Source organism: Bacteroides xylanisolvens, from assembly GCF_018289135.1.
Lineage (GTDB): Bacteria > Bacteroidota > Bacteroidia > Bacteroidales > Bacteroidaceae > Bacteroides > Bacteroides xylanisolvens.
In genome coordinates, this window is the sequence record NZ_CP072216.1 from 2,520,493 (window position 1) to 2,544,560 (window position 24,068).

Genomic DNA, 24,068 nt, shown 5'->3' on the forward strand with positions numbered 1-24,068 from the left:
ATTAATACGTCATGCGAAGTCCGCAAAGTAAATTAAAATTAGTCGGCCGTTTCGTTCGTACCGTAGCCAGTTTCGAATCTGTTTTGAAATGATGCGAAACTCCGGGTTCGGCAAAAACAGCAAGTCGGTCATTAATCTTATAATTGATTCCAATGCCGGCAGTCACTGCCAGTTGGATAGGTTCTTCTTTAAAACTGTTGTCCGGCGCGCCGGCGATACATTTATCGGCTATTCCGCCTACGGTAGCGTAAAGGTCAAATTTCTTCGTATCTACCAGTGTTACATTTACTTTAACGGGGATACCCAGATAGTGCAAATGCTGCCCCGCCGAACGAAGGTTTGAATAAAGCAGTCCGGTTTCTATTCCGAGAGATTCGTTTAGTTTACGCTCTACCGTTACCCCTGCGGAAACCGGCATTTTATAAGTGCCATTATCAGCCGGAAGCGCCGTGCCTACCTGAACTTTCATCGCCCAGCGATGCTTTTTCACCGCTTTGGGTTGAGCCACATTCACATTCGATTGTTCTTCCGGAGCTACAGATGATTCCGTATCACCGTTTGTTGCCTGCCAAAAGCCGTTATTCCCTTGATTACCATATCGGTTGCCATTTCCTGTGGAAGTGGTGGCGGAAAAAGAAAACGACATGGAGAAAGTGATAGAAAGCGAATCTTCTTCCTCCGTGTATTGTGACAGCATACCGTAAGACTTTGGAGCCGGTTTCGGCAACACCGGTTCTACCGGCAACGGTAACTGATTGACGCGTATTCCATCTCCATCCATCTGCCCTCCATTTGTCACGGCTATCTTTGTAAATGCTTCTTCCATTTCTTCTTTGGGAGAGAAATACAAGAAAGTAGCCGACGAGGCCGCCAAAACGAGCAATACAGATGCCGCAGCCGCCACACGGAAGAGCAGAATCCGACGACGATGCTGGCAAGCCACAGGTATTTCCTGCGAGAGCTCTTCCCAAAAGCCATCCCGTACACTCATCCCTGCATCAGCGAGACGCGTGCGAAACAGATCGGTTATTTCATCATTTTCTTTCTTCATGATTCCTATACTCTTTAATTCTTTTTGCTAACAAATACTTGGCCCGGTGCAACTGCGAAGTAGACGAATGTTCTTTAATGTGAAGCATCTTGGCTATCTCCTTGTGCGATTTCTCTTCAAACACATAAAGGTTGAAAACGGTTCGGCAACCATCCGGCAATTCGGCAATAAAAGCCATCAATTGCTCTTCGGAGATTCCAGCCCCTCCTCCCGAGTCCGATATATCCGGTATATCGGGAAGCTGCTCTTCATGCACTACCAACTGGCTGACTCGTTTCTCCCGCCGCAGGAAATCGAGTGATTGAGTAACCATCACCCGGGTTATCCATGTACAGAGCGAAGACTCGCCCCGGAACGAGAAGTTGGTAAAAATCTTGATGAAACCGTCATGCAGTACATCGTGCGCCGCATCCATATCGCCCGTATAGCGGAAACATACCGCCAGCATCTGTTTGGAATAGAGGGTGTAAAGTTCCTTTCGGGCTGAATCCTTTCCTGCCCGACAGCCCTTTATCAGTTCTATCTCGTTTTCCAAAGTCAATTACTTTTTTTTTAAAATCGAACGTATGTCTGCGTCGTTTTACTCATTAGACGCAAGAGTTTGAAGAATGCTGCAAGGAATATTGCTAAAAGAAGTTAAAGAATAGAAGAGAGTTCACCACAGAGGACGCAGAGTACACAGAGGTTTTAAACTTACTTTATAGGAAGAATTTCCTATCATTGTTCCTCTGTGTACTCTGCGTCCTCTGTGGTGAAAAAAATCAGCACGCTTTGAAACTCATATCCAGTCCTTTCACTGAATGAGTCAAAGCCCCTACCGAGATGAAGTCTACGCCACATTCGGCATAGTCACGGAGGGTATCAAAAGTAATGCCGCCCGAAGATTCGGTTTCGTATTTGCCTGCTACCATCTCCACTGCTTTCTTAGTCATTTCGGGAGTGAAGTTATCAAACATGATACGATCCACTCCGCCGAGGTCAAGAACTTGTTGCAGTTCGTCGAAGCTGCGGACTTCTATTTCTATTTTTAGGTCTTTGCCTTTTTCCTTGCAATATTCTTTAGCGCGAGTGATAGCTTTGTCGATACCTCCGGCAAAGTCTACGTGGTTGTCTTTCAGAAGAATCATATCGAACAAACCAATACGATGGTTTACTCCACCACCGATTTTCACTGCCATTTTTTCGAGGATACGCATACCGGGAGTTGTCTTACGGGTGTCGAGCACACGGGTATTTGTTCCTTCCAATACCTTTGCGTATTTGCGGGTCATGGTTGCGATGCCGCTCATACGCTGCATCACGTTCAACATCAGGCGTTCGGTCTGAAGCAAAGATTGCACTTTTCCTTCCACTACCATTGCTACGTCGCCCGGTTTCACTTCTGTTCCATCGTTGATAAACACTTCCACTTTCATAGTGGAGTCGAAGCGGTTGAAAATTTCTTTGGCAACTTCGATACCTGCCAGCACACCGGCTTCTTTGATAAGCAATTTTGATTTTCCCATTGCCGTAGCGGGAATACATGAAAGGGTGGTATGATCGCCATCACCTATATCTTCTGCAAAAGCAAGATCGATCAACTTGTCGATCAGTTCTTTTTCCTTATTCATTGATCTTGTCAATTCTTATTTGATGTATTAAATATTGATTCTGCACTTTCTTCAGGAAGCAGTTCACACGAAAGTTCCCATTAGTAGTAGCCAACGTGCCGATAACGAAACTTGATTCGTCCCGTTTTCCCTGATGGTTCACATTAAATCCGCTGACTTTATTCTCCGTAAAGAATTCCTGCATCGCAGCTGTTGCTTTCTGTTTGTCAACGTTTGTCGAGCGACCTTGGAGCACCAGGTTTACCTTGTCCCCCATATACTTACTTAGCTCTTGCGAGCTTCCTCTTTTAAATGCCGTAATCACTCCTGCCGGTATCTCTTGCGCCATTAGCAACGAGAGGGAAAGAAGCAATGCGGTCATTCCTACGAGCACTCGTTTTTTCATAATTACAAGCTTTTAAGTTGAAGTTTAAAGGCTTAAACTTTCAACTAATGATAGGCAAAGGTAAGCATTAATTGCAGAATAACATAAAAAATGCCTATTTTTGTGCAATAATCAGAATTGTAGACGTATGAAAACAACCCTGCTCGTCGTAGGACGAACCGTAGAACAACACTATATCACTGCCATCAACGACTATATCCAGCGTACCAAACGCTATATCACTTTTGATATGGAAGTAATTCCCGAACTGAAAAACACCAAGAGTCTTTCAATGGAAGTACAGAAAGAAAAGGAAGGAGAACTGATACTGAAAGCTCTTCAACCGGGTGACGTCGTGGTGCTGCTCGATGAACACGGAAAAGAAATGCGCTCTCTTGAGTTTGCCGAATATATGAAACGGAAAATGAATACGGTGAATAAACGGCTCGTTTTTATTATCGGAGGCCCTTATGGCTTTTCAGAAAAAGTGTATCAGGCAGCACACGAAAAGATTTCAATGTCGAAGATGACTTTTTCTCATCAAATGATTCGGTTAATATTCGTGGAGCAGATTTATCGGGCAATGACGATATTGAATGGAGGGCCGTATCATCATGAATAAAGTATTCCAATATAATGTTAAAAGGAGTAGCCTATTTTGGCTACTCTGAAATAAATAGTTTCTTTGTAAACTACAACCCGATAAATATAAAAGTAAAAAAATATCAGGATAGTCTATCCTAATTCATCTGAATACAACTTATCAAATACCTTAATCAGTTCGTCCTCATTAGCAATCAAATTTCGAAGTTCCGCCAACCGACCTGCATTATCCGATTGGGGTATCCATAGTTTCAGATACCCTCCTTCTGCATATTTATCAGTAAGATGTCTCCGAAAGCGGGCATATTGCCCCTCTTTATCCATTTCCGGATAATGGGATAATCCATATTGAACGGTACGACGCAAAGTTATTTCGGGATCTATAATTCGGTCAGCCTCGGCAACAATCATTCCATAGATTGTTCTAGGAGCCTGTTTGTTGGAAGCCCGATGATCTTCTATCGCTTCTTTCATTTGTAACAGTTGTTCTTCGGTAAACCAACGACGTAAAGTTTCATCAGCTAACAAAACTTTACCGGAGGCTATATGATGAAATTCACGTCCTTCATACAACCCCAAGTCATGATAAGCAGCAATGATGTAAACCATCGAATAATCGACTTCATAATGCATCGCTAATTTCAGACTTTCCTCAATCACCTTTTCTACATGATCGATTTGATGCGCTTTATCAAAGTTGGCATATTGAGGGATAATACTTTGGCAAACATAGCTTTGCAAATCAGCGGGCACATGATGAGTCATATTCGATATTTTTAGCTAATGAGTTTTTATATCTTTACTATTATTCCCGATTCATTTACTCCCGATTCATCAAACGATGTTCCGCCATCTGCTCGAATTTTGTTCCCGGACGACCGTAATTGGCGTATGGATAGATAGAAATACCGCCACGAGGAGTAAAGATACCTGTTACTTCAATATATTTGGGATTCATTAATTTTATAAGATCCTTCATAATGATATTTACGCAGTCCTCATGAAAAGCACCATGACTGCGGAAACTGAAAAGATAGAGTTTCAAACTCTTACTTTCTACCATTTTTATATCAGGAATGTAGCTGATACGTATTTCAGCAAAATCCGGTTGCCCTGTGATAGGACACAGACTTGTAAATTCCGGGCAGTTAAAACGTACCCAATAGTCATTTTCAGGATGCTTATTATCAAAAGCTTCCAATACTTCAGGAGCATAATCTTGCTTATACTCGGTCTTTCTTCCTAATAAAGAAAGTTGGTCTTTTAATTCTGTCATTGTACTCGTTAACTACAACCCCTATTCTAGATAAAAAAACACATTTCCTCTTTCACCTATCACCGGCCAGTCTTAAACACTCTATTCATCGATGTTTCAGTGGTGAAAGATTCGTTTTACAACCTATCACCGCATCTATCACCTATCACCATCAACTCTTAACCCACGGTTGCTTTATCCGCAGCTTACTTGTTACAGTTTGTTTCATTACCTGAAACAAAGAGTTTCATTAAAGGAAACAAAGTGTTTCACACCGAGGAACCAAGTGTTTCACGCCTTGGAACTAATAGTTTCAAGTAACAAAAACTTTAGTTTCCCACCGTTGAAACTCTAGTTTCCTACCGTTGGAACTTTAGTTTCAAGCTGCTGAAACTAAACTAAGCCAATACATTCCAGGCAGAAGCTACTATCTTCTATTAGTTGAAACTTACCGGTGACAATAGATGTGACGGCAAAATATCAAGTTTTGTTGCTGTCACCACTTGCTGTCACAAACTATTTATTTTATAATCAACTGTTTAACAACAACAATGTGACAGATGACAGCAAGAAAATGCATTTTAATCTCTATGTAGAGATATTATTGATTCTTACTTTTTAAATACTTCTCCAATCCTTCCCGTCGTAACGTACAAGCCGGGCAATGTCCGCAGCCATCTCCTTGAACACCATTATAGCATGTCAAAGTCTCGGTGCGAATCAGTTCCAGTACTCCCAGTTTGTCGGCCAACGCCCATGTCTCTGCTTTATCAATCCACATCAAAGGAGTATGAATCACAAACTGTTCATCCATAGCCAGATTGAGAGTCACATTGAGAGACTTGATAAACGCATCCCTACAATCGGGATAACCGCTGAAATCCGTTTGGGAAACTCCCGTTACCAAATGATTAATACCACGTTCACGGGCATACACAGCCGCAATACTCAAAAAGAACAGGTTACGTCCCGGAACAAATGTATTGGGAACACTATCTGCCGGCTTTTCCTGATCCATCACCATGGTGGTATCGGTCAATGAATTATGGCCTAGCTGTCCGATGAAGGAAACATCCATCACATCAAATTCCACTTCCGCTTTCCGGGCTATCTCCCGCGCAAATTCCACTTCTTTCTGATGCTTCTGACCATACAGAAAACTCAAGGCATATACTTTCTTAAAATTGCGTTTTGCCCAAAACAAGCAAGTGGTAGAATCCTGCCCACCACTAAACACAACCAATGCTGCTTCTCTATTCATATTCTACATTAAATATCTTTGACTTTCAATACATTATAAGAGATATTGGTGTCGTAGACATCGCTACCGTCTATTTTCTTGATTGCTTTCACCACACGGATCGTTACCGGGAGGATCATCACCTCATACAAGGATTTCAATACAATCTGAATCCCCATCATGATAAGCAGTTCTTTCCAAGCAATGACACCTCCAAAAGCTACTGGGAAGAAAATCAATGAATCGGCAGTCTCACCCACCACAGTCGACCAAATGGCACGGGCTGAAAAGTTACGTCCCTGACTGGCTACTTTCATTTTACTCATCACATATGCATTAAGAAACGAGCCTACCAAAAAGGCCATCAGACTGGCAGCCACAATACGAGGAGCCATACCGAACACAAAATCAAAGTGCTCTTCACCTTCCCAAAAAGGAGCAGCAGGAATGGCAACAGCTATCAACCCAAGAGCAACCACAAAGAAGTTCATAGCAAAACCACTCCAAATGATAAGGCGCGCTTTCTTGAATCCCCAAACCTCGGCGATACAGTCATTTATAATATAAGAAATAGGAAAAACCAATAATCCGGCTGTCACGGTCAAACTACCGATCTGGATTACTTTCGTTTCAAGAAGATTGGCTGCAATAAGGCAAACGTTAAAAAGGATACCCAGCAGCATAAAGGGTACAGATACTTTTTCTTTCATAATTCCTGTTTTTTACGTGGTGTTCTAGAATACACGACCGCTATTCACGGCATCAAATGTCTTTTTATTCTTTTGCGCTGCAAAGGTATAGGAAAAACTATGAAAAAGCAAAAGAAATCCGATGATTGACATACATTTCACTGAAAAGACATAACTTTGCCAAATACAGAGCTTAATGTTTGTATCAAAGATTAAACTTATAAACTATATTTTAAAAAACGATATCTCTAAATCATGGCAAAAGAAAATAAAAGCAATATCATCATCTACCAAAGCGAAGACGGGCAGACACACATAGAAGTGCAGATGGACGAAGATACCGTATGGCTATCCCAACAGCAAATGGCCGACCTTTACCAGACATCTCGAACAAATGTGGTAGAACATATTAAGCACATTTATGAAGATGGTGAACTTGTTGAAGAATCAACCTGTCGGAAAATCCGACAGGTTCGACAAGAAGGAGCGCGCATGGTTGAAAGAGAAATTCCTCACTACAATCTTGATATGATAATATCTTTAGGCTACCGAATAAATTCAATTCAAGCCACACACTTCCGTCAATGGGCAACGGCACGCCTTAAAGAATATATCATCAAAGGCTTTACCATGGATGATGAACGATTGAAGCAGATGGGAGGAGGCTATTATTGGAAAGAGTTACTCGACCGCATCCGTGACATCCGATCGTCTGAAAAGGTGATGTATAGACAAGTGCTTGATATCTATGCTACTGCCGTAGATTACGATCCCCACGCCAAACAATCTATTGAATTCTTCAAGATTGTTCAGAATAAGCTACACTTTGCAGCCCACGGACATACAGCTGCAGAAGTTATTTATGAACGAGCCGATACCGACCAACACATGATGGGACTAACTTCCTTTAAAGGCGACCATCCGACCTTGCGCGATGCAAAGATAGCCAAGAACTACTTGAGCGCAGAAGAACTCAAAGTGCTGAACAACCTTGTCTCCGGATATTTTGATTTTGCCGAAGTACAAGCTATCAAGCATCGTCCAATGTACATGAACGATTACATCAAACATCTGGATGCCATACTGTCTTCCACGGGAGAAGTTCTATTGATGGATGCCGGTATGATAAGTCATGAACAAGCTATGGATAAAGCTGAAACAGAATATCGCAAGTGGGAAGTACGCACGCTTTCACCTGTAGAACAAGCCTACCTCAACAGTATCAAAACACTGCATCATAAAACTAAAAAGAAAGGATGACTAAAAAAAAATGAAAACTCTCTATGAACAATCCTTTTCAGACGACTACAGTGAAAGAAAAAGCTATAGAAGCAACCCATACCGCACAAGCAACTGTCCAAAAGGCTAAACACAGAGTACAGGAAATACTGGATTGACAATAAAAAAGAGCCTTCCCATCAGCGTCGTATTCTGACAGGAAGGCTCATCACTTTGACCTTAAAACACATCACTCAATTAAAAAGGCGCATCAGGAGGAGAAATCTTTCAATTCCTCTTTCAACCGTTTACGGATGAAAAACAAACGGCTCTTCACCGTTCCCATCGGCAATCCTAATTTCTCGGCAATTTCTCTATATTTAAATCCAGCTACAAACATCTGAAAAGGCACTTTCATCTCTTCCGGTATGGAATGTATCACCTTATACAACTGTTTCATATCGTATGTAAATTCGAATCTGTCAGCATCCTCATCTTCTATCAGATGTTGTTGATTGATGGAGTAACTATCATCAATCAAGTTCATTTCGCGAACTGTACGACGATAGTTATTCACGAAAATATTACGCATTAGCGTATACATCCATCCTTTCAGATTTTTGCTATACGTAAACTTCTCCTGATTATCTAATGCCTGCAACAAACAATCCTGAACCAAATCATTGGCAGATTCGCGATCTGCCGTCAATTTATATGCGAAGCGATGCAAATCCGGTTGTATCGCTAATATTCCTTTCGTAAAATCTACTTTTTCCATCGTCGTATTTCTTTTATCTAAATTAGTACGATACAAAGATCCGCTTTTTTAGAATCATTATAAATAGCAATTCTTCCGATTAGTTTGGCAATTTTTCCTTTGCCCCTCTCAACCATTTCTTTTTTTAGTTGTTGATTGGGCATTCACCTAAAACTTAACTCATAATGAAAACAAGCTTTAAAATGGTAGCTATGCTACTGGGGATAGGAATTTTCCCCCTCTGTGCCCATGCGCAAAAGAAGGTAATCATCGAAGATGAAGAGCCCAACTCGATCATGTTTGTCTCAAAGAACAAAGCAGGAGATGAAATCATCCGAATCATGAACGACCGTTCACAGATGCGTTTTCACGACCCCAATGCTCCCCGCTTCCTGCTCACTGATCAGAAAGGGAAATTCGCCCTCGGTATCGGAGGATACGTTCGTGCAACGGCAGAGTATGATTTTAACGGTATCGTTAATGATGTAGATTTCTATCCGGCATTGATACCACAACGCGGAAGCGGCAATTTTGCAAAGAACCAATTCCAGATGGACATCACCACTTCCACCCTGTTCCTCAAATTGGTAGGACGTACCAAACATTTGGGAGACTTCGTAGTTTACACTGCCGGAAACTTCCGTGGCGATGGAAAGACCTTCGAATTACAAAACGCTTACGCACAATTCCTCGGTTTCACTATCGGGTACAGCTATGGTTCGTTCATGGACCTCTCCGCACTGCCTCCAACTATCGACTTTGCAGGACCTAACGGTTCAGCCTTTTACCGCACTACGCAATTAAGCTATATGTGTGATAAGTTGAAAAACTGGAAATTCGGTGTTTCAATGGAAATGCCTTCAGTAGACGGTACAGCCAACAATGACTTGTCTATCAACACCCAACGAATGCCGGACTTTGCCACTTCCGTACAGTATAACTGGAATAGTAGCAGTCACGTTAAATTAGGTGCCATTGTCCGTAGTATGACCTACTCAAGTAATGTACATGAGAAAGCCTATTCCGCCACCGGCTTCGGTCTGCAAGCATCTACAACCTTCAATATTACGAAGAAATTACAGGCATTCGGACAGTTTAATTATGGAAAAGGTATCGGATCTTACCTGAACGATTTAAGTAATCTGAACGTAGATATCGTTCCCGATCCTGATAATGAGGGAAAAATGCAGGTTCTCCCAATGCTGGGATGGTATGCAGGGCTGCAATACAACCTTTGTCCGAGCATCTTTATATCCGGTACATATAGTTTATCCAGACTTTATTCTGAAAATGGATATCCAAGTGAAAATCCGGAATCCTATCGTAAAGGACAGTATTTAGTGACTAATGCTTTCTGGAATGTAAGCAGTAATTTGCAAGTGGGCGTAGAATATTTAAGAGGATGGCGTACTGATTTCAGTTCTTCAACCCGCCACGCCAACCGGTTGAATATGCTGGTACAATATTCTTTCTAAACTAACATAGAACAGTAAAACAAAAAAGCCGTCTCAACATCATGTCCGAGACGGCTTTTCTATACATATAAAGGATTAGAAATTTAGAACTTGTAGTTCACGCTCACGCCAAATACTTTATTGGTACGGCTATAAACGTCTTTATCAATAGATGCCTCCCAACCTTCCCTTTTGTATAATCACTATATGTAATCCCCCGATAAGCAACACCCAGACTCAATGCCCAAATGAGTTGACACGACACCAAGACCTATGGAGTAAAATTATAAGAGAAACCTGTATCTGTGGAAATCATCATTCAATCTGTAACCAGTTTTCTGATAATCACCACTGATAATGAATAGTTTGTAATAACCCATTCCACACCCGCAAGTTATTTATGTGTGCAATATTTCAATATATTCTGCTTACCAACTACCATACTAGTTTTCTTATCACCAAAGAAGTAATATTCCAAAGAATAAAATCACTGAAAGTTTATTTTTACAGGAATTTTTACTATACGGTTATTCTTATTATCTCTAACTGTTATTTCATCTTCGTATTCTGAAACAAAATATGAATAACCGTCAGGTTTACCTGTTCTACCATAATCACGATCAAAATGTACACCTATTAACGTCTTATTTTTTGGCATTTCAACATAAAAAGATGAACCATTTATTGTTAAAGAGTCCAAACGTATAATTCCCCCCAACCAGTTATAGCGACATGCCATCTCGTGTGTATGATTTATAAAATAATTATAAGTTCCACTAATTTTCGAGAATTTAATAGTATAAGTTCCATCTTGACTAAGATTCACAATATTATTTCTATTTATAATATTTCTAGTATCCCATGAACCACGTTGAGTGGCATCAGTAGTTGTTAACGTAAAAGAAGGATATGAAGTATAGTCAAATAAAGGCATCTCTTGCTGGCTATTTCTTGCATTGATCTCCGATATAACTTCTTCCTTCAATTTAGGGTCATCAATAAATTCCCAAATAGGAATTAAATGGTCTACACCACTCCGTATTAAAGTAGAGTGATCTACATCAACACTATTAGCCCATTCATCCCAATTAATAACATTAGTTGAGATCATACCATTTTCACTCCTTATTATCTTATTTTGAATATATTTATTACCACCTGATTGAATTACAGACAGCGAAGTATTCACAAGGTTTTGCGAAACTTTCAAATCTACAGTATTACTCGTAATAATCCTAGATGCAAAATCTGTTGTTAATTTAATAAGATCATCCTTAGTTTTATCAGTTTCTAATGCAGATGCTAAAATAGAAAGCTTCCCACCAACATAAACATCTGTTAAGACATGTGTTCCATAATCGTCTACGATTTCTTTAGCAGTATAATATTTCAGTGCAAATAAAAAATCATCACTCAAAAAGTACTTTAGTCTTTTAACATTAAAAGTATTAAAAAATAGTCTTTTCGTGTTTATACATAAATCAACTTTATAAAAAGAATATTTATCTTTCTGAGTGATTGTATTATCAAAATCCAGTTTAAATTCCAAAGAACCCCATTTAATCCACGAGCCTGTATTCAGAGTATATTTAGAACTCACTTTTCTATAAAAATCATCCAACGAAGAACCATAAACCTCTTTCTGGGAGAAATCACCATGAGATAAAGATTCCTCTATTTTTCCTTTAGGCATGCCAGTTACCTTTTCTCCAGTAAGAGGGTCTCTTGCATCTCCAGAAACATAACGTTCTATATCAATTACTGCGTTTAATCCGCCTTTATAACTATCACCAATTGAATATAAACAGTTATATCCATAGCCAAGTAAATCCATTTTACCATCACCTGCAGAACGAGTAGTAACAGTAATTTCATTAGACTTTGTTGAACCTAAAACTTCATTTTCTACATCTTCCATATTATTACAAGATGTCAAAACTATTACCAATAAAAAGATAATATATTTCATATTTTATTCATTTATATCAATAAGAAAAATTAAAATCTATAATCTACTCCAAGACCAAACACCTTATTTGTACGACTGTAAGTAGTTGATACCGCTCCAAGCGCACTTTCAGCCACTTTGTTATAGTCTTTATAATTTGTCCAAAAGTAAGCGACATTCATTGTCAGATGTTTTGTCATCTTGATTGCAGCACCGAAGCCTAGTGAATAGGAGTCACATGAGAAACTAATATCATTTTGGAAATCGTCAGCCAATCCATAATCTGTGTTTTGATAACCACCACTGATAGTCAGTTGCTTAGTTACGTCCCACTCTGCGCCAACTAAAACTTCGTGCGTGCCATGTTTCAAAGCTTTCTGTTTATCATTTGCCATTCCGGCAGCCTTATCGAAGAAATGATGATATTCTAAAGTTGCACGAAGTGTAGGAAGGATTTCATAACCAACAGCAGCAGTCAATAAAGCAGGAATATCATTCGGAGTATTTACTCCATCTTTATAATCAACTAATGGATTCAAATTATCTGGTACTACAACTCCATTTTGGCGCACTTCAGCTTTCTTTGTCTTATTTTCAAGATTCAAACTCGTCATGAACTCATACTTCAAACCAATATTCCATTTACCCAATTTCACATCAACTCCAAGAATAGGTGTTATACCCCAACCTGTTTGGTCACAATCTAGTTCAATACCAGCCAATTCTGTACCTATCGGCATACCCGGCAAATCAGTATTCACTTTTGCTGTCAAAAATCCTTCGTATCCGCCACTGAAATAGTTCATACGTCCACCACCAAAAACAGCCAACCAATCGTTTATTTTGTATGACAAACCTAATTGAACACCATAAATAAACTGGCTTCCATCCATTGCACTATTAATAGAGTACATAGCAGGACTAATAGTTCCTGGCGTAGGAGTAGCCTGAAAAATTTGTCCTATTACCATTGAATCGAACATGCCCAAGCCATCATCAAAGGAAGCTTTTCCACCACCTCCTACAACAGCAAAGCTACCGGAAATAGTCCAATCACCTTTTTTATAAGCACCCTGAAAACTAGGAACAAAAGGTGCAGAAGCTTTACCTTTATAATAACGCCTGTGTCCGTCTTCCGGAAACAGCGGAAATGTCATATCTATGTTACGAGTTTGATAAGCACTTTGTCCGTTCAAAGAAAGATAAAGACCATCACCCGGCAAGAAAGCCAAACCGGCAGGATTAGAATAAACACCGTCAATATCAATGGAAGCACCACGTGCTAACATTCTCAAAAAAGCCACATGTTGATTAGTATTTGTCAGAAGGCCTCCGGCAAAAGTTGGAATTGAAACGATTAGCATTACAAATCCAATCAAGGAAATTTTTCTCATCTAAATCTTTTTTTAATTATTTCGGGCGCAAAGATACGATATTATTGCACACGAGAGATACGTCTGTGCATTTATTTTCATTTACCTGCCCATTTTAATTGAAAAAACAAACTGTTTCTAATGAAACAATCTATATTTATCACTATACAGAGAGCAAACAAATCCACCTGTTTTTACGTTTTAATAGAATAATAATTTATAGAATACTATTATGGCCTATACAATTGCATTTTTCGGCACAAAGCCTTATGACGAGTCCTCTTTCAATGACAAAAACAAAGAGTTTGGATTTGAAATACGCTATTACAAAGGACATCTGAATAAAAACAACGTACTACTGACACAAGGAGTGGATGCAGTCTGTATCTTTGTGAACGACGTTACCGACGCAGAAGTAATCCGTGTGATGGCGGCAAACGGAGTGAAACTACTGGCATTACGCTGTGCCGGATTTAATAATGTAGATTTAAATGCTGCCGCCGCTGCCGGAATCACCGTAGTGCGGGTTCCCGCTTATTCTCCCTATGCTGTTGCAGAATACACGGTAGCACTTATGCTATCGCTAAACCGAAAAATCCCCCGCGCCTCCTGGCGTACCAAAGACGGTAATTTCTCCCTGCACGGTCTGATGGGATTCGATATGCACGGGAAAACAGCAGGTATCATCGGCACAGGAAAAATAGCGAAAATACTGATTCACATCTTAAAAGGGTTCGGAATGAACGTACTGGCTTATGACCTTTATCCGGACTACAACTTCGCTCGTCAAGAACAAATAGTTTATACTTCACTGGACGAACTATACCACAATTCGGATATTATCTCCTTACACTGTCCGCTCACTGAAGAGACCAAATACCTGATAAACGACTACTCCATCAGCAAAATGAAAGACGGAGTAATGATTATCAATACCGGTCGCGGGCAACTGATCCATACCAATGCGCTGATTGAAGGACTGAAGAACAAGAAAATAGGTTCCGCAGGACTGGACGTATACGAGGAAGAAAGCGAATACTTTTATGAAGATCAATCCGACCGCATCATCGACGATGATGTACTCGCCCGTTTGCTCTCGTTCAACAATGTAATCGTCACCTCTCATCAAGCTTTTTTCACACATGAAGCAATGGAGAATATTGCCGTAACCACCCTGCAAAACATAAAAGATTTTATCAATCACAAGCCTTTATTAAATGAAGTGAAGAAATAAAACTTTTAAGCCGCTTTCTTTGTTTACCAAACATATAAACAAATAAGAGAAAGGACAGTTTTTATGAAAAAAGTAATACATAAAGCAGATACAAGAGGACATTCCCAGTATGATTGGCTGGATAGTTATCACACTTTCAGTTTTGACGAGTACTTCGACTCCGACCGTATCAATTTTGGTGCTCTTCGCGTATTGAATGATGATAAGGTTGCGCCCGGACAAGGTTTTCAGACTCACCCGCATAAGAATATGGAAATCATTTCCATTCCTCTGAAAGGACATCTGCAACATGGAGACAGCAAGAAGAACAGCCGCATTATTACTGTCGGAGAAATTCAGACAATGAGTGCGGGAACAGGAATCTTCCATAGTGAAGTAAATGCAAGTCCGGTAGAACCGGTGGAATTCCTGCAAATTTGGATTATGCCGAGAGAACGGAATACCCGTCCCGTTTATCAGGATTTTAGCATTGCAGAACTGGAGCGTCCGAACGAACTGGCAGTCATCGTATCTCCCGACGGTAGCACACCTGCTTCCCTTTTGCAAGATACCTGGTTCTCCATCGGCAAAGTAGAAGCCGGAAAGAAATTAGGTTATCACATGCATCAAAGTCATGCAGGCGTCTATATCTTCCTCATTGAAGGAGAAATAGTAGTAGACGGTGAAGTGTTGAAACGCCGTGACGGCATGGGTGTTTACGATACGAACAGCGTTGAACTGGAGACATTGAAAGACTCACATATTCTATTAATAGAAGTACCTATGTGATATCATCATTAAAAATAATAAACTAAAGCTGCCAGATAATCTTATGGCGAAATTAAACATAGCAGATATCCGACAGGAATATACGAAAGGCGGGTTGCGGGAAAGTGAACTTCCCGGCGACCCGCTTTCGCTTTTCAGTCGTTGGCTGCAAGAAGCGATTGACGCAGAAGTGGACGAACCGACTGCGGTCATTGTAGGAACTGTATCCCCCGAAGGGAGACCGTCCACACGTACAGTATTGTTAAAAGGACTCCATGATGGAAAATTTATCTTTTATACCAATTACGAAAGCCGCAAAGGCAAACAATTGGCACAAAACCCATCTATCTCCCTCTCTTTTGTCTGGCACGCTCTCGAAAGACAAATACATATAGAAGGAATAGCGACGAAAGTTTCACCGGAAGAATCGGATGAATACTTCCGGAAGCGTCCTTATAAAAGCCGGATTGGCGCACGAATTTCTCCGCAAAGTCAACCGATAGCAAGCAGAATGCAATTGATACGATCCTTCGTCAGAGAAGCCGCCCGATGGATTGGAAAAGAAGTGGAAAGACCTGATAATTGGGGCGGATATGCCGTCACACCTACAAGGATTGAATTCTGGCAAGGACGCCCCAACCGACTGCACGACCGCTTTCTATACACCCTACAACCGGACGGTGAATGGAAAATCAGTCGTCTTGCTCCTTGATTTCGTCGATTTTTCTTGGCAACTCCAACGAGAATACGTAATATTGCAACCATAAAATAGTCAGCTATGACACTGGATTATATTTATCACAGCGGTTTCGCCATCGAAATGGAAGGTGTAACCATTATCATCGATTACTACAAAGATTCTTCCGAAACGGAACACAACCGGGGAATCGTGCATGATTATCTCCTGCAAAGGCCGGGTAAACTGTACGTATTGGCCACTCATTTCCATCCCGATCACTTTAACCGTGAAATATTGACTTGGAAAGAGCAACGCCCCGACATTCAATACATCTTCTCCAAAGATATTCTGAAGTCCCATCGTGCCAAAGCCGAAGATGCTTTCTATATTAAAAAAGGAGAAACCTACGAAGACGACACGATCCGCATCGACGCCTTCGGATCAACAGATGTCGGCAGTTCGCTCCTTCTTCACTTACAAGATTGGAGTATCTTCCATGCCGGCGACTTGAACAACTGGCATTGGAGTGAAGAATCGACCGAAGAAGAGATACGAAAAGCCAATGGTGATTTCCTTGCAGAAGTTAAATATTTAAAAGAAAAAGTGCCTAACATCGATCTAGTGCTATTCCCGATGGATCGGAGAATGGGAAAAGATTATATGAAAGGGGCAAAACAGTTCATCGAACAAATAAAAACTACTATATTTGTGCCCATGCACTTCAGTGAAGATTATGAAGGAGGAAATGCGCTTCGTAGTTTTGCAGAAAATGCAGGATGCCGTTTTATCAGCATCACCCGTCGGGGCGAAAGTTTTGAGATTACCAAATAAACACATTATAATTATGAATAAATTTACGATTCTGTTTCTTACTATGTTTCTCGCATTGCCGATGGCAATGAAGGCAGATTCTGCAAAAGAGAAGAAAGATGACACCAGGTACCTTGTAGGAGCCGTTCCTGAAGTAGAAGGTAAAGTAGTATTTTCCAAAGAGTTCCAGATTCCCGGAATGAGTCAGGCACAAATCTACGACACAATGACAAAGTGGATGGATGAACGTCTGAAAGAGAATAAAAACATCGATAGCCGCATTGTTTTCTCCGACGAAGCAAAAGGAACAATTGCCGGTATTGGAGAAGAATGGATTGTTTTCAGCTCCAGTGCCCTGTCATTAGACCGTACATTAGTTAACTATCAGATTACCGTTACCTGCAACCCCGGAAACTGCCTGGTAGAGCTTGAAAAAATCCGTTTTACTTATCGTGAAACAGAAAAATATAAAGCCGAAGAATGGATTACTGATAAATATGCGCTCAATAAAGCTAAGACTAAATTAGTACGTGGCTTGGCTAAATGGCGTAGAAAAACCGTAGACTTCGCCGATGATATATTTATGGATGTAGCGGTAGCTTTCGGAGCACCTGATACCCGTCCGAAAACAGAGAAAAAGAAGAAAGAAGAAGAGCAAAAAACTCCATCAATCGTTGCAGCCGCAGGTCCGATTGTCATTGGTGGCGCAGATAAAAAGACTGATATAAAAGTGACAACTGGCGAACCTGCTCAAACCACTGTTCCTGCTGCAACTCTCACTCCTGCTACTCCTGCAGGCAAGGCTTCCGCTGATATGCCGGGTTATATAGAAATTGATTTGAAACAAATCCCGGGTGAAGTATATGCTTTGATGGGAAGCGGAAAATTAGTAATCAGCATCGGAAAAGATGAGTTCAACATGACCAATATGACTGCAAATGCTGGTGGCGCACTTGGTTATCAATCAGGAAAAGCAGTTGCCTATTGCACGCTTTCACCCGATCAAGCTTACGATGCAATAGAAAAGGCAGATAGCTATACATTAAAATTGTACGCTCCAAACCAAACAACACCTTCGGCTGTTATCGAATGTAAGAAAATGCCTTCACAGACAACTCCGCAAGCCGGACAACCGCGCACGTATGTTGGAGAAATCGTGAAGCTCTTAATGAAAAAATAAAGAAAATCGCAACAATGGAAATAAAAAGTAAATTTGACCATTTTAATATCAACGTCACTAATCTGGAGCGGAGTATCGCTTTTTATGAAAAAGCACTCGGCTTAAAAGAACATCATCGGAAGGAAGCATCCGACGGCTCGTTCACGTTAGTCTACCTGACTGATAACGAAACAGGTTTCTTGCTGGAATTGACGTGGTTGAAAGATCATACTGCTCCATACGAACTGGGGGAAAACGAAAGCCATCTCTGCTTTCGTGTAGCCGGCGATTACGATGCAATCAGAGCTTATCACAAAGAAATGAATTGTGTATGTTTTGAGAACACGGCCATGGGGCTTTATTTCATCAATGACCCGGACGATTACTGGATTGAGATTCTTCCGCAGAAGTAAGAGAGGTCGTCCCAAAAGTCCCTAAAAAGGAAAATCACCCTTACTACAATTTGGAGTGGCCCTAAAAAGCTAAACAGATTAAAAAGGGACATTCAATAAATAAAAAAGATAAGGCAACTAATTCACTGCGAGTTAGTTGCCTTTTTTTGTATTTCTAAGCAGAGATATTCAATAAATGTCTCTAAAAATTAACAAGATTGATAAAGAGTCCGGTTTTGCATCGGGCTCTTCCCTTTTAACCTTGACTTGACTCTACTATTATTGTACTACTCTATAATATTCCTCTAAGGCTTTTCGGACAGCCTATGCTGTTTCTAAAAAACAAAGCATAATCCTAAAATTGCCGACAGTATGAAAAAACAACCAGGAACAAATTGGTTAACAAGCAGCCTCATTAGTTGCATTCTGGGCAACACAAACATATCATTCGCCTTACCTTTATCATACAATATGGTAACCTTATCATCTATATGATACTGTTTTGGATAAAGATAAATGTTATTTTCCTCTCCACTCTTTAGATTAGAAGGAAGAAATTGGCAACACTTTTCGTCTTCTCCCTCCAATTTATATTTTATTTTTGGTATACATACATCAGTAATATTCATACCATCAGACTTTACCTGTGTCTCTATATCCACTACCTTTCCATGTGTTTTCCTGTCATACGATTTTATTATCCTGCAATGAAGCATCCACAAGAGTCCCATTTTCAGAATTAGAAAAGCACCCCGCAACATAAGTACAACAGATACTACACAAATTATTATATTTATAACCATACTTTTATTTCTTATGACGGCTAGCTCTCTTCTTCCGGATATCTGCTTTCATCTTCGCTGCACCCGAACCATGCTGTCCACGAATATACGTCGCTTTTTTCGCTTTCGTCTTCACTTTTTCCTCTTCTTTGGGCTTATCTTTCTTACCTTTAAAAACGATTCCACCCATGATTGCTTCTTCTATACTCATATAATCATTTATTAGTATTCAACATTTCCGACGGCAAAGATAACCCTTTTCTGCGGATTTATTTATCTTTGCAGAGTTAACAATCGTAACCACCAATGGCAACAACAACTCTTTCTGCAGAAAAGGACCCGATGGGAGCCGCTATTTCTGATTATTTCAACCATCACAGAGCTGATCGTTTGCGGGTATTCTCTTCCCAATTCGAAGAAGATGAAATTCCCGTCAAAGAATTATTCCGTAGTATACAGTCTATGCCTATATTAGAGCGTACCGCCCTACAAATGGCTACAGGACGAATATTGGATGTAGGTGCCGGAAGCGGATGCCATGCACTGGCACTTCAGGAAATGGGAAAAGAAGTGTGTGCCATTGATATTTCTCCGTTATCCGTCGAAGTGATGCAACAACGCGGAGTGAACGATCCGCGCCTCATCAACCTTTTTGACGAAACATTTACCGAAACATTCAATACGATCCTGATGCTTATGAATGGTTCCGGAATTATCGGAAGACTGAATAATATGCCCGGATTCTTCCAACGAATGAAACGTATTCTCCGTCCCGGCGGATGCATACTCATGGATTCCAGCGATTTGCGCTATCTTTTTGAAGAAGAAGACGGCAGCATAGTCATCGATCTGGCCGGAGATTATTATGGAGAGATTGACTTCCAAATGCAATATAAAGATGTAAAAGGAGACACATTCGACTGGTTATATATAGATTTCCAGACTCTTAGCTTATACGCTTCCGAATGTGGTTTTAAGGCAGAACTGGTGAAAGAAGGAAAACATTACGATTACCTTGTCAAACTTAGTATTGCTTGAAAAGCTCATTATTATATAGTGACGGTATGTGTTCCGGATAGCGTCACTATATAGGGATATTCAGTAAATGTTCCTCTTTCTAAAAAATCAAGAGAAAAGCTTTGCTTTACGTGAGCTTTTCTCTTGATTTTTTCGTTCAACTCTCCCAGTCTTCTATCTTTTTTGTAGAATATTGTTTACATATTCTTATTTTTTCCTTCCCACCCATGCATTATGTACATGTCTTTTTTAGGGGAAGTTAAAACCTCTCCTGTTTTTCCTGTTATTTTAGTTAGATTATGCTGCCTTTCTTTTTTTCTTTTCGACCTTTTCTATCATACATACCGCATTGGCTGTATGTATCCCAAAGAAAATCCAAAGTACTTCCGTTTTCCTGTTTCTAGCTTTTATCCTGGCCAGTGAGTAATGTTGTTTCTGCGTTCCAAAACTTCCTTCCAGGCGGGTAGCTCTTTCACGGCTGAGTTCCGACCGTAAGATTTTCCGAAGCGGCTCATCTTTGGCAGCTCTGCCCTTACGCTTAAAGGAAGTACTTATATGATATTTTGTACAAAATTTCCGGTTGGCATTATTGGCATAGATTGAATCCGCCGCAAGCGCCTTAACCCTAACCCCGGTCAGTTGTTGTTGCAGATGAATACAGTCTTTCAAACGTACTCCTTCGTTAAAAGCCTTAAAGGAGATATGTTCTATAAAGGAGATTCCGTCTATCTGTATATTGTTGACTTTGGCTCCGAATTCAACGGATTTGGTTTCCTTGCCTCTGATAATGGGGCGAAGGTAATGCCGGTCGATACTCACGATACGGTTGGACACTTTTTTGCCTGCAAATAAATTCTTCCCTTGCTCAAGGACTGTCTGTATGACCGAGAAACGTCTTTGGTAATCAGAGGATAGTGTAAGCCTGTTCCTGTAGGATGAATGAAGCAGCTCCAGCTGGTCAAGTAACCTTTCCAATAACTGAAGTAACCTTCGTGTAAGCATACGAGTCTGTGATTTCCTGCGTTTACGCAGTTTGCTATAAGCAAGATAGGCACGGCGTACATCAAGATACTTGTTACGGGGACGTTGTATGTGCAAGGTCTGGCAATGTTTGCACAGATGACGATGAAGCCATACAATACCTTCCCATAAGAGTTTGGTATCAGTAGGGAAACGCAGATGACTTTCATAACAGGTGGCATCGGTCATACAGACATGAAGGTTCTCAAGATAAGGTGTCCAATGCTCGGCAAGAATGAGCTGGAGGGACTCAACGTCAAGGCGATCCGCTAGTTCCTGACGAATTGCACTAACGATTTTAGGATTGGTTAGTGGATGAAGCGGATCAATCTGAACACCACAAAATAACTGGTAATGAATATTACCGTTTAAATGCTCAATCAGTTGTGCATCGGAAAAGTTGGTATAGGACTTCAAGACCATCAAGGCTATTTTACCTTCGGGAGAAAAATAACTTTTACGCCCAAAAGGAGAGGACTTCAAATGCATTTGTCGGGCCAGTTCCGAGAAAGGGAACAGAGAATGGAGGCGACCTAATTCACTCGTTGCAAAACTTTGACGATATTTTTTAAGCATATCGAACTCGGTAAAACCTAAACAAGGTTCGATTTCTGAGATTTTTTGTATCTTTACCATGTGTTTTTATTTTTAATTACCCCCGTTTTGGCCGTCAAACCGTTTTTTGGGGGGAATGCTTAAAGATACAAAAAAGGCAACTAACTCGCAATGAATTAGTTGCCTTAAATTTTATTATTTTAGGAATATCCCTATATAACCCAAATAGTGACGCCATCACATCAGGATAGCGTCACTATTTTTATATGCTCATAAATGCTCCGTCAAAAACGCCTAATGAAGGCTTTCTTTCATTTCAGCATCTCATTAATCTTCTGTACAAGAGAAGCAAACTCTTCTTCATTATACAAACGAGTCAGTTTTACAATTCTTCCTTCCTTATCAACTAACACATTTCTTGTTATTCCGGATTCACGCAATGCATATTTCGCAAAAATATCAGCTCCCGGATCCAGTCCTAACGGATAAGTCACTCCGGTAGATTTAGCAAAAGCCAATACTTTATCAAGTGGTTCGTCACGGTCAATGCCAATTAAAGCAAAGTCTGCATTATTTTTATGCTTTAACCAAATATCCTTCTCAATAAACGGCATTTCTTTACGACAAACTCCGCACCAACTTGCAGTAAACTGCAACATGACAACCTTACCACGAAGGGAAGATAAACTCACTTGTTTACCATCTGTCAGGGTAATCGTAAAGTCCGGAGCCATCTCTCCTACCCGAACAATATATCCTGTACTATCTGTCTGAACAGATATAGCATCTGCAGCTACTTCTACACTATCTGTTGCAACTTCTACATTTGCCGTCCCCTTTTTCTGTCCGGAACAAGCCCATATACTTATGGCTAAAATCGCCATACCACATACATTCATAATTTTCATTTTCATCTAATCATTGGTAACTTTGCAAATATAAAAAAAGTATGCGATGTATTTGCATTTTTAAAAGAAATTCATACCTTTGCACCCGCAAAAGAAAAACGCCTCTTTAGCTCAGTTGGCCAGAGCACGTGATTTGTAATCTCGGGGTCGTTGGTTCGAATCCGACAAGAGGCTCTCCTATAAAAATGTTGTTTATCCGATCAGGTAAAACAGCATTTTTTTATACTCTTTCATTTTTTTGTTTACGAAATATTACCACACTCACAGCCAACAGAATTAAAATAATCCCAATAGCGCTATTCAGAGTAAATAATTCTTTAAACACAAAAACTCCGATCACCACAGCTGTCAATGGTTCCATCGCACCTAAAATAGATGTCAACGTAGGCCCTGCATATTTAATAGCCCGTACCAATGTTATATTAGAAATGGCTGTAGCCGGTAATGCAAGTCCCAAAATAATCAACCAGGTATAACCGTCAGCTACCAGCCGAAGCCCGGAAGTAGTCAGAGCACCTATAAAATAAAGAACGGTTCCTAACCCCATAACATAACAAGTCAGTACAGTGGAATTGATTCGAACAGCGCGTGTCATTCGTACACCAACAATATACCCCGCATAGGAAAACACAGAAACACAAGCTGCTACCAGTCCGACTATCGTATCACCATTTTTCGCCTCTAGTTCCCCCGATGAAAGCAAGGCCGCTCCTAATAAGGACATGAAGACCGCAAACATCACCCAAAGGGATTTCTTTTCCTGAAAGAAGTACATCATGACTAGAGATACCGCCAACGGATACATAAAATGAATGGTTGACGCCACCCCGGTAGCTATATTCTGATATGCTATAAGCAAACTGAATGAAGTAACTGCCCTCAACAAACTTAATAAAAGAACAACTAAAAAATCCTTCTTTTCCAATCGAAAACTACATCCCGAACACCATCCGAACAGAGTCAACGCAATTGTCGCCACTCCCCAACGATAGGAAAGCACTTCGAAAGCTGAAAAACCTGCCAACAATAAAGTGAGGGAAAAGAACGGAGCCAGTCCAAAAGTAGAGGAAGACACCGCTGCATAAAGTATACCTTTTATACGATTCATCAATCTATTCAACTAATTTCCGATATTCATGGGTACAAAGATCATAAATATTTCTTTAATATCACCATTAATTTCACATTATCAGTTAATCGATC

At 40.4% G+C, this 24,068-nt stretch carries 25 protein-coding genes and 1 tRNA gene; 11 read left to right on the forward strand and 15 right to left on the reverse strand.

Going from position 1 to position 24,068, the window contains the following annotated elements:
• Position 1: 1 nt before the first annotated feature.
• The 4 genes from INE92_RS10800 to INE92_RS10815 form a co-directional block, all read right to left on the reverse strand.
• A complete protein-coding gene (locus tag INE92_RS10800) occupies positions 2 to 1,051 on the reverse strand; it encodes a porin family protein (RefSeq protein ID WP_004314513.1) in 1,050 nt (349 codons plus the stop codon).
• Positions 1,035 to 1,586 (reverse strand): RNA polymerase sigma factor, encoded by a 552-nt coding sequence (locus INE92_RS10805; protein ID WP_004300758.1) that lies wholly within the window; start codon positions 1,584 to 1,586, stop codon positions 1,035 to 1,037. The genes INE92_RS10800 and INE92_RS10805 overlap by 17 nt, the downstream gene beginning before the upstream one ends.
• Before the next feature lie 226 nt (positions 1,587 to 1,812).
• Positions 1,813 to 2,661, reverse strand: a complete 849-nt coding sequence (gene nadC / locus INE92_RS10810) for a carboxylating nicotinate-nucleotide diphosphorylase (protein ID WP_195436769.1) — start codon at positions 2,659 to 2,661, stop codon at positions 1,813 to 1,815.
• A complete protein-coding gene (locus tag INE92_RS10815) occupies positions 2,654 to 3,046 on the reverse strand; it encodes a DUF4783 domain-containing protein (RefSeq protein ID WP_004311346.1) in 393 nt (130 codons plus the stop codon). Before INE92_RS10815 ends, nadC begins: the two co-directional genes overlap by 8 nt.
• Positions 3,047 to 3,173: 127 nt before the next feature.
• Here INE92_RS10815 and rlmH point away from each other — a divergent pair, with 127 nt between their 5' ends.
• Positions 3,174 to 3,647: a 23S rRNA (pseudouridine(1915)-N(3))-methyltransferase RlmH gene (gene rlmH, locus INE92_RS10820; protein ID WP_004314516.1), complete on the forward strand. Its 474-nt coding sequence runs from the start codon at positions 3,174 to 3,176 to the stop codon at positions 3,645 to 3,647.
• 113 nt (positions 3,648 to 3,760) lie between these two features.
• Here the strand turns inward: rlmH and INE92_RS10825 are convergent, their stop codons facing one another.
• From INE92_RS10825 to INE92_RS10840, 4 genes are all read right to left on the reverse strand, one after another.
• On the reverse strand, positions 3,761 to 4,393 hold the full coding sequence (locus INE92_RS10825) for an HD domain-containing protein (protein WP_117809087.1): 633 nt from the start codon (positions 4,391 to 4,393) through the stop codon (positions 3,761 to 3,763).
• A gap of 55 nt (positions 4,394 to 4,448) precedes the next feature.
• A complete protein-coding gene (gene queF / locus INE92_RS10830) occupies positions 4,449 to 4,904 on the reverse strand; it encodes a preQ(1) synthase (RefSeq protein WP_008644607.1) in 456 nt (151 codons plus the stop codon).
• A 580-nt stretch (positions 4,905 to 5,484) separates the two neighbouring features.
• Positions 5,485 to 6,144, reverse strand: a complete 660-nt coding sequence (queC, locus tag INE92_RS10835; RefSeq protein WP_004314519.1) for a 7-cyano-7-deazaguanine synthase QueC — start codon at positions 6,142 to 6,144, stop codon at positions 5,485 to 5,487.
• An 8-nt stretch (positions 6,145 to 6,152) separates the two neighbouring features.
• Entirely contained in the window at positions 6,153 to 6,833 is a 681-nt protein-coding gene (locus tag INE92_RS10840; protein ID WP_008644604.1) for a queuosine precursor transporter, read from the reverse strand.
• A 234-nt stretch (positions 6,834 to 7,067) separates the two neighbouring features.
• Here INE92_RS10840 and INE92_RS10845 point away from each other — a divergent pair, with 234 nt between their 5' ends.
• Positions 7,068 to 8,072 (forward strand): virulence RhuM family protein, encoded by a 1,005-nt coding sequence (locus tag INE92_RS10845; RefSeq protein WP_055236460.1) that lies wholly within the window; start codon positions 7,068 to 7,070, stop codon positions 8,070 to 8,072.
• 229 nt (positions 8,073 to 8,301) lie between these two features.
• On the opposite strand, the gene INE92_RS10850 is transcribed toward INE92_RS10845, so the two are convergent.
• The gene (locus INE92_RS10850; protein WP_032851668.1) at positions 8,302 to 8,808 is read right to left on the reverse strand and encodes an RNA polymerase sigma factor; all 507 of its coding nucleotides are present in this window, start codon (positions 8,806 to 8,808) and stop codon (positions 8,302 to 8,304) included.
• Positions 8,809 to 8,972: 164 nt separating this feature from the next.
• Between INE92_RS10850 and INE92_RS10855 the strand changes: the two genes are divergently transcribed.
• Positions 8,973 to 10,262 carry a DcaP family trimeric outer membrane transporter gene (locus tag INE92_RS10855; RefSeq protein ID WP_055236461.1) on the forward strand — a complete coding sequence of 430 codons (1,290 nt, stop codon included), beginning with the start codon at positions 8,973 to 8,975 and terminating at the stop codon, positions 10,260 to 10,262.
• Positions 10,263 to 10,728: 466 nt separating this feature from the next.
• Here INE92_RS10855 and INE92_RS10860 read toward each other — a convergent pair whose 3' ends face one another.
• Together INE92_RS10860 and INE92_RS10865 are read right to left on the reverse strand one after the other, a co-directional pair.
• The gene (locus tag INE92_RS10860; protein ID WP_151932097.1) at positions 10,729 to 12,159 is read right to left on the reverse strand and encodes an MAC/perforin domain-containing protein; all 1,431 of its coding nucleotides are present in this window, start codon (positions 12,157 to 12,159) and stop codon (positions 10,729 to 10,731) included.
• Between the two features lie 80 nt (positions 12,160 to 12,239).
• Positions 12,240 to 13,583 carry an OmpP1/FadL family transporter gene (locus INE92_RS10865; protein WP_055236463.1) on the reverse strand — a complete coding sequence of 448 codons (1,344 nt, stop codon included), beginning with the start codon at positions 13,581 to 13,583 and terminating at the stop codon, positions 12,240 to 12,242.
• Positions 13,584 to 13,794: 211 nt separating this feature from the next.
• Between INE92_RS10865 and INE92_RS10870 the strand changes: the two genes are divergently transcribed.
• From INE92_RS10870 to INE92_RS10895, 6 genes are all read left to right on the forward strand, one after another.
• Entirely contained in the window at positions 13,795 to 14,796 is a 1,002-nt protein-coding gene (locus INE92_RS10870; RefSeq protein ID WP_151926961.1) for a 2-hydroxyacid dehydrogenase, read from the forward strand.
• 63 nt (positions 14,797 to 14,859) lie between these two features.
• On the forward strand, positions 14,860 to 15,564 hold the full coding sequence (locus tag INE92_RS10875; RefSeq protein WP_004314524.1) for a pirin family protein: 705 nt from the start codon (positions 14,860 to 14,862) through the stop codon (positions 15,562 to 15,564).
• A 43-nt stretch (positions 15,565 to 15,607) separates the two neighbouring features.
• Positions 15,608 to 16,255: a pyridoxamine 5'-phosphate oxidase gene (gene pdxH, locus INE92_RS10880; protein ID WP_008025801.1), complete on the forward strand. Its 648-nt coding sequence runs from the start codon at positions 15,608 to 15,610 to the stop codon at positions 16,253 to 16,255.
• 66 nt (positions 16,256 to 16,321) lie between these two features.
• Complete coding sequence (locus tag INE92_RS10885) at positions 16,322 to 17,053, forward strand: MBL fold metallo-hydrolase (RefSeq protein WP_195436770.1); 732 nt, start codon at positions 16,322 to 16,324, stop codon at positions 17,051 to 17,053.
• Between the two features lie 13 nt (positions 17,054 to 17,066).
• A complete protein-coding gene (locus INE92_RS10890; protein ID WP_009041223.1) occupies positions 17,067 to 18,212 on the forward strand; it encodes a DUF4468 domain-containing protein in 1,146 nt (381 codons plus the stop codon).
• A 14-nt stretch (positions 18,213 to 18,226) separates the two neighbouring features.
• Positions 18,227 to 18,604 (forward strand): VOC family protein, encoded by a 378-nt coding sequence (locus INE92_RS10895; protein WP_004304308.1) that lies wholly within the window; start codon positions 18,227 to 18,229, stop codon positions 18,602 to 18,604.
• Between the two features lie 786 nt (positions 18,605 to 19,390).
• Here INE92_RS10895 and INE92_RS10900 read toward each other — a convergent pair.
• Positions 19,391 to 19,576: a hypothetical protein gene (locus INE92_RS10900; protein ID WP_004300779.1), complete on the reverse strand. Its 186-nt coding sequence runs from the start codon at positions 19,574 to 19,576 to the stop codon at positions 19,391 to 19,393.
• 95 nt (positions 19,577 to 19,671) lie between these two features.
• Between INE92_RS10900 and INE92_RS10905 the strand changes: the two genes are divergently transcribed.
• A complete protein-coding gene (locus tag INE92_RS10905) occupies positions 19,672 to 20,403 on the forward strand; it encodes a class I SAM-dependent methyltransferase (protein WP_008644591.1) in 732 nt (243 codons plus the stop codon).
• Positions 20,404 to 20,679: 276 nt separating this feature from the next.
• Here the strand turns inward: INE92_RS10905 and INE92_RS10910 are convergent, their stop codons facing one another.
• A complete protein-coding gene (locus tag INE92_RS10910; protein ID WP_212702029.1) occupies positions 20,680 to 22,038 on the reverse strand; it encodes a transposase in 1,359 nt (452 codons plus the stop codon).
• 230 nt (positions 22,039 to 22,268) lie between these two features.
• Complete coding sequence (locus INE92_RS10915; protein WP_015532990.1) at positions 22,269 to 22,871, reverse strand: TlpA family protein disulfide reductase; 603 nt, start codon at positions 22,869 to 22,871, stop codon at positions 22,269 to 22,271.
• Positions 22,872 to 22,965: 94 nt separating this feature from the next.
• Between INE92_RS10915 and INE92_RS10920 the strand changes: the two genes are divergently transcribed.
• A tRNA-Thr gene (locus INE92_RS10920) sits at positions 22,966 to 23,039 on the forward strand.
• A gap of 46 nt (positions 23,040 to 23,085) precedes the next feature.
• On the opposite strand, the gene INE92_RS10925 is transcribed toward INE92_RS10920, so the two are convergent.
• Complete coding sequence (locus INE92_RS10925; RefSeq protein ID WP_008644587.1) at positions 23,086 to 23,973, reverse strand: DMT family transporter; 888 nt, start codon at positions 23,971 to 23,973, stop codon at positions 23,086 to 23,088.
• Positions 23,974 to 24,068: the final 95 nt, after the last annotated feature.

Excerpts from the sequence above, each read along its gene's own strand:
- nadC (WP_195436769.1), bottom strand. The coding sequence starts at position 2,661 with ATGAATAAGGAAAAAGAACTGATCGACAAGTTGATCGATCTTGCTTTT.
- rlmH (WP_004314516.1), top strand. The coding sequence starts at position 3,174 with ATGAAAACAACCCTGCTCGTCGTAGGACGAACCGTAGAACAACACTAT.
- INE92_RS10890 (WP_009041223.1), top strand. The coding sequence starts at position 17,067 with ATGAATAAATTTACGATTCTGTTTCTTACTATGTTTCTCGCATTGCCG.
- INE92_RS10855 (WP_055236461.1), top strand. The coding sequence starts at position 8,973 with ATGAAAACAAGCTTTAAAATGGTAGCTATGCTACTGGGGATAGGAATT.
- INE92_RS10825 (WP_117809087.1), bottom strand. The coding sequence starts at position 4,393 with ATGACTCATCATGTGCCCGCTGATTTGCAAAGCTATGTTTGCCAAAGT.
- INE92_RS10845 (WP_055236460.1), top strand. The coding sequence starts at position 7,068 with ATGGCAAAAGAAAATAAAAGCAATATCATCATCTACCAAAGCGAAGAC.
- INE92_RS10815 (WP_004311346.1), bottom strand. The coding sequence starts at position 3,046 with ATGAAAAAACGAGTGCTCGTAGGAATGACCGCATTGCTTCTTTCCCTC.
- INE92_RS10875 (WP_004314524.1), top strand. The coding sequence starts at position 14,860 with ATGAAAAAAGTAATACATAAAGCAGATACAAGAGGACATTCCCAGTAT.
- INE92_RS10865 (WP_055236463.1), bottom strand. The coding sequence starts at position 13,583 with ATGAGAAAAATTTCCTTGATTGGATTTGTAATGCTAATCGTTTCAATT.
- queF (WP_008644607.1), bottom strand. The coding sequence starts at position 4,904 with ATGACAGAATTAAAAGACCAACTTTCTTTATTAGGAAGAAAGACCGAG.
- INE92_RS10900 (WP_004300779.1), bottom strand. The coding sequence starts at position 19,576 with ATGAGTATAGAAGAAGCAATCATGGGTGGAATCGTTTTTAAAGGTAAG.
- INE92_RS10885 (WP_195436770.1), top strand. The coding sequence starts at position 16,322 with ATGACACTGGATTATATTTATCACAGCGGTTTCGCCATCGAAATGGAA.
- INE92_RS10800 (WP_004314513.1), bottom strand. The coding sequence starts at position 1,051 with ATGAAGAAAGAAAATGATGAAATAACCGATCTGTTTCGCACGCGTCTC.
- INE92_RS10895 (WP_004304308.1), top strand. The coding sequence starts at position 18,227 with ATGGAAATAAAAAGTAAATTTGACCATTTTAATATCAACGTCACTAAT.
- INE92_RS10915 (WP_015532990.1), bottom strand. The coding sequence starts at position 22,871 with ATGAAAATGAAAATTATGAATGTATGTGGTATGGCGATTTTAGCCATA.
- INE92_RS10910 (WP_212702029.1), bottom strand. The coding sequence starts at position 22,038 with ATGGTAAAGATACAAAAAATCTCAGAAATCGAACCTTGTTTAGGTTTT.
- INE92_RS10905 (WP_008644591.1), top strand. The coding sequence starts at position 19,672 with ATGGCAACAACAACTCTTTCTGCAGAAAAGGACCCGATGGGAGCCGCT.
- INE92_RS10850 (WP_032851668.1), bottom strand. The coding sequence starts at position 8,808 with ATGGAAAAAGTAGATTTTACGAAAGGAATATTAGCGATACAACCGGAT.
- INE92_RS10840 (WP_008644604.1), bottom strand. The coding sequence starts at position 6,833 with ATGAAAGAAAAAGTATCTGTACCCTTTATGCTGCTGGGTATCCTTTTT.
- INE92_RS10925 (WP_008644587.1), bottom strand. The coding sequence starts at position 23,973 with ATGAATCGTATAAAAGGTATACTTTATGCAGCGGTGTCTTCCTCTACT.
- INE92_RS10860 (WP_151932097.1), bottom strand. The coding sequence starts at position 12,159 with ATGGAAGATGTAGAAAATGAAGTTTTAGGTTCAACAAAGTCTAATGAA.
- pdxH (WP_008025801.1), top strand. The coding sequence starts at position 15,608 with ATGGCGAAATTAAACATAGCAGATATCCGACAGGAATATACGAAAGGC.
- INE92_RS10870 (WP_151926961.1), top strand. The coding sequence starts at position 13,795 with ATGGCCTATACAATTGCATTTTTCGGCACAAAGCCTTATGACGAGTCC.
- queC (WP_004314519.1), bottom strand. The coding sequence starts at position 6,144 with ATGAATAGAGAAGCAGCATTGGTTGTGTTTAGTGGTGGGCAGGATTCT.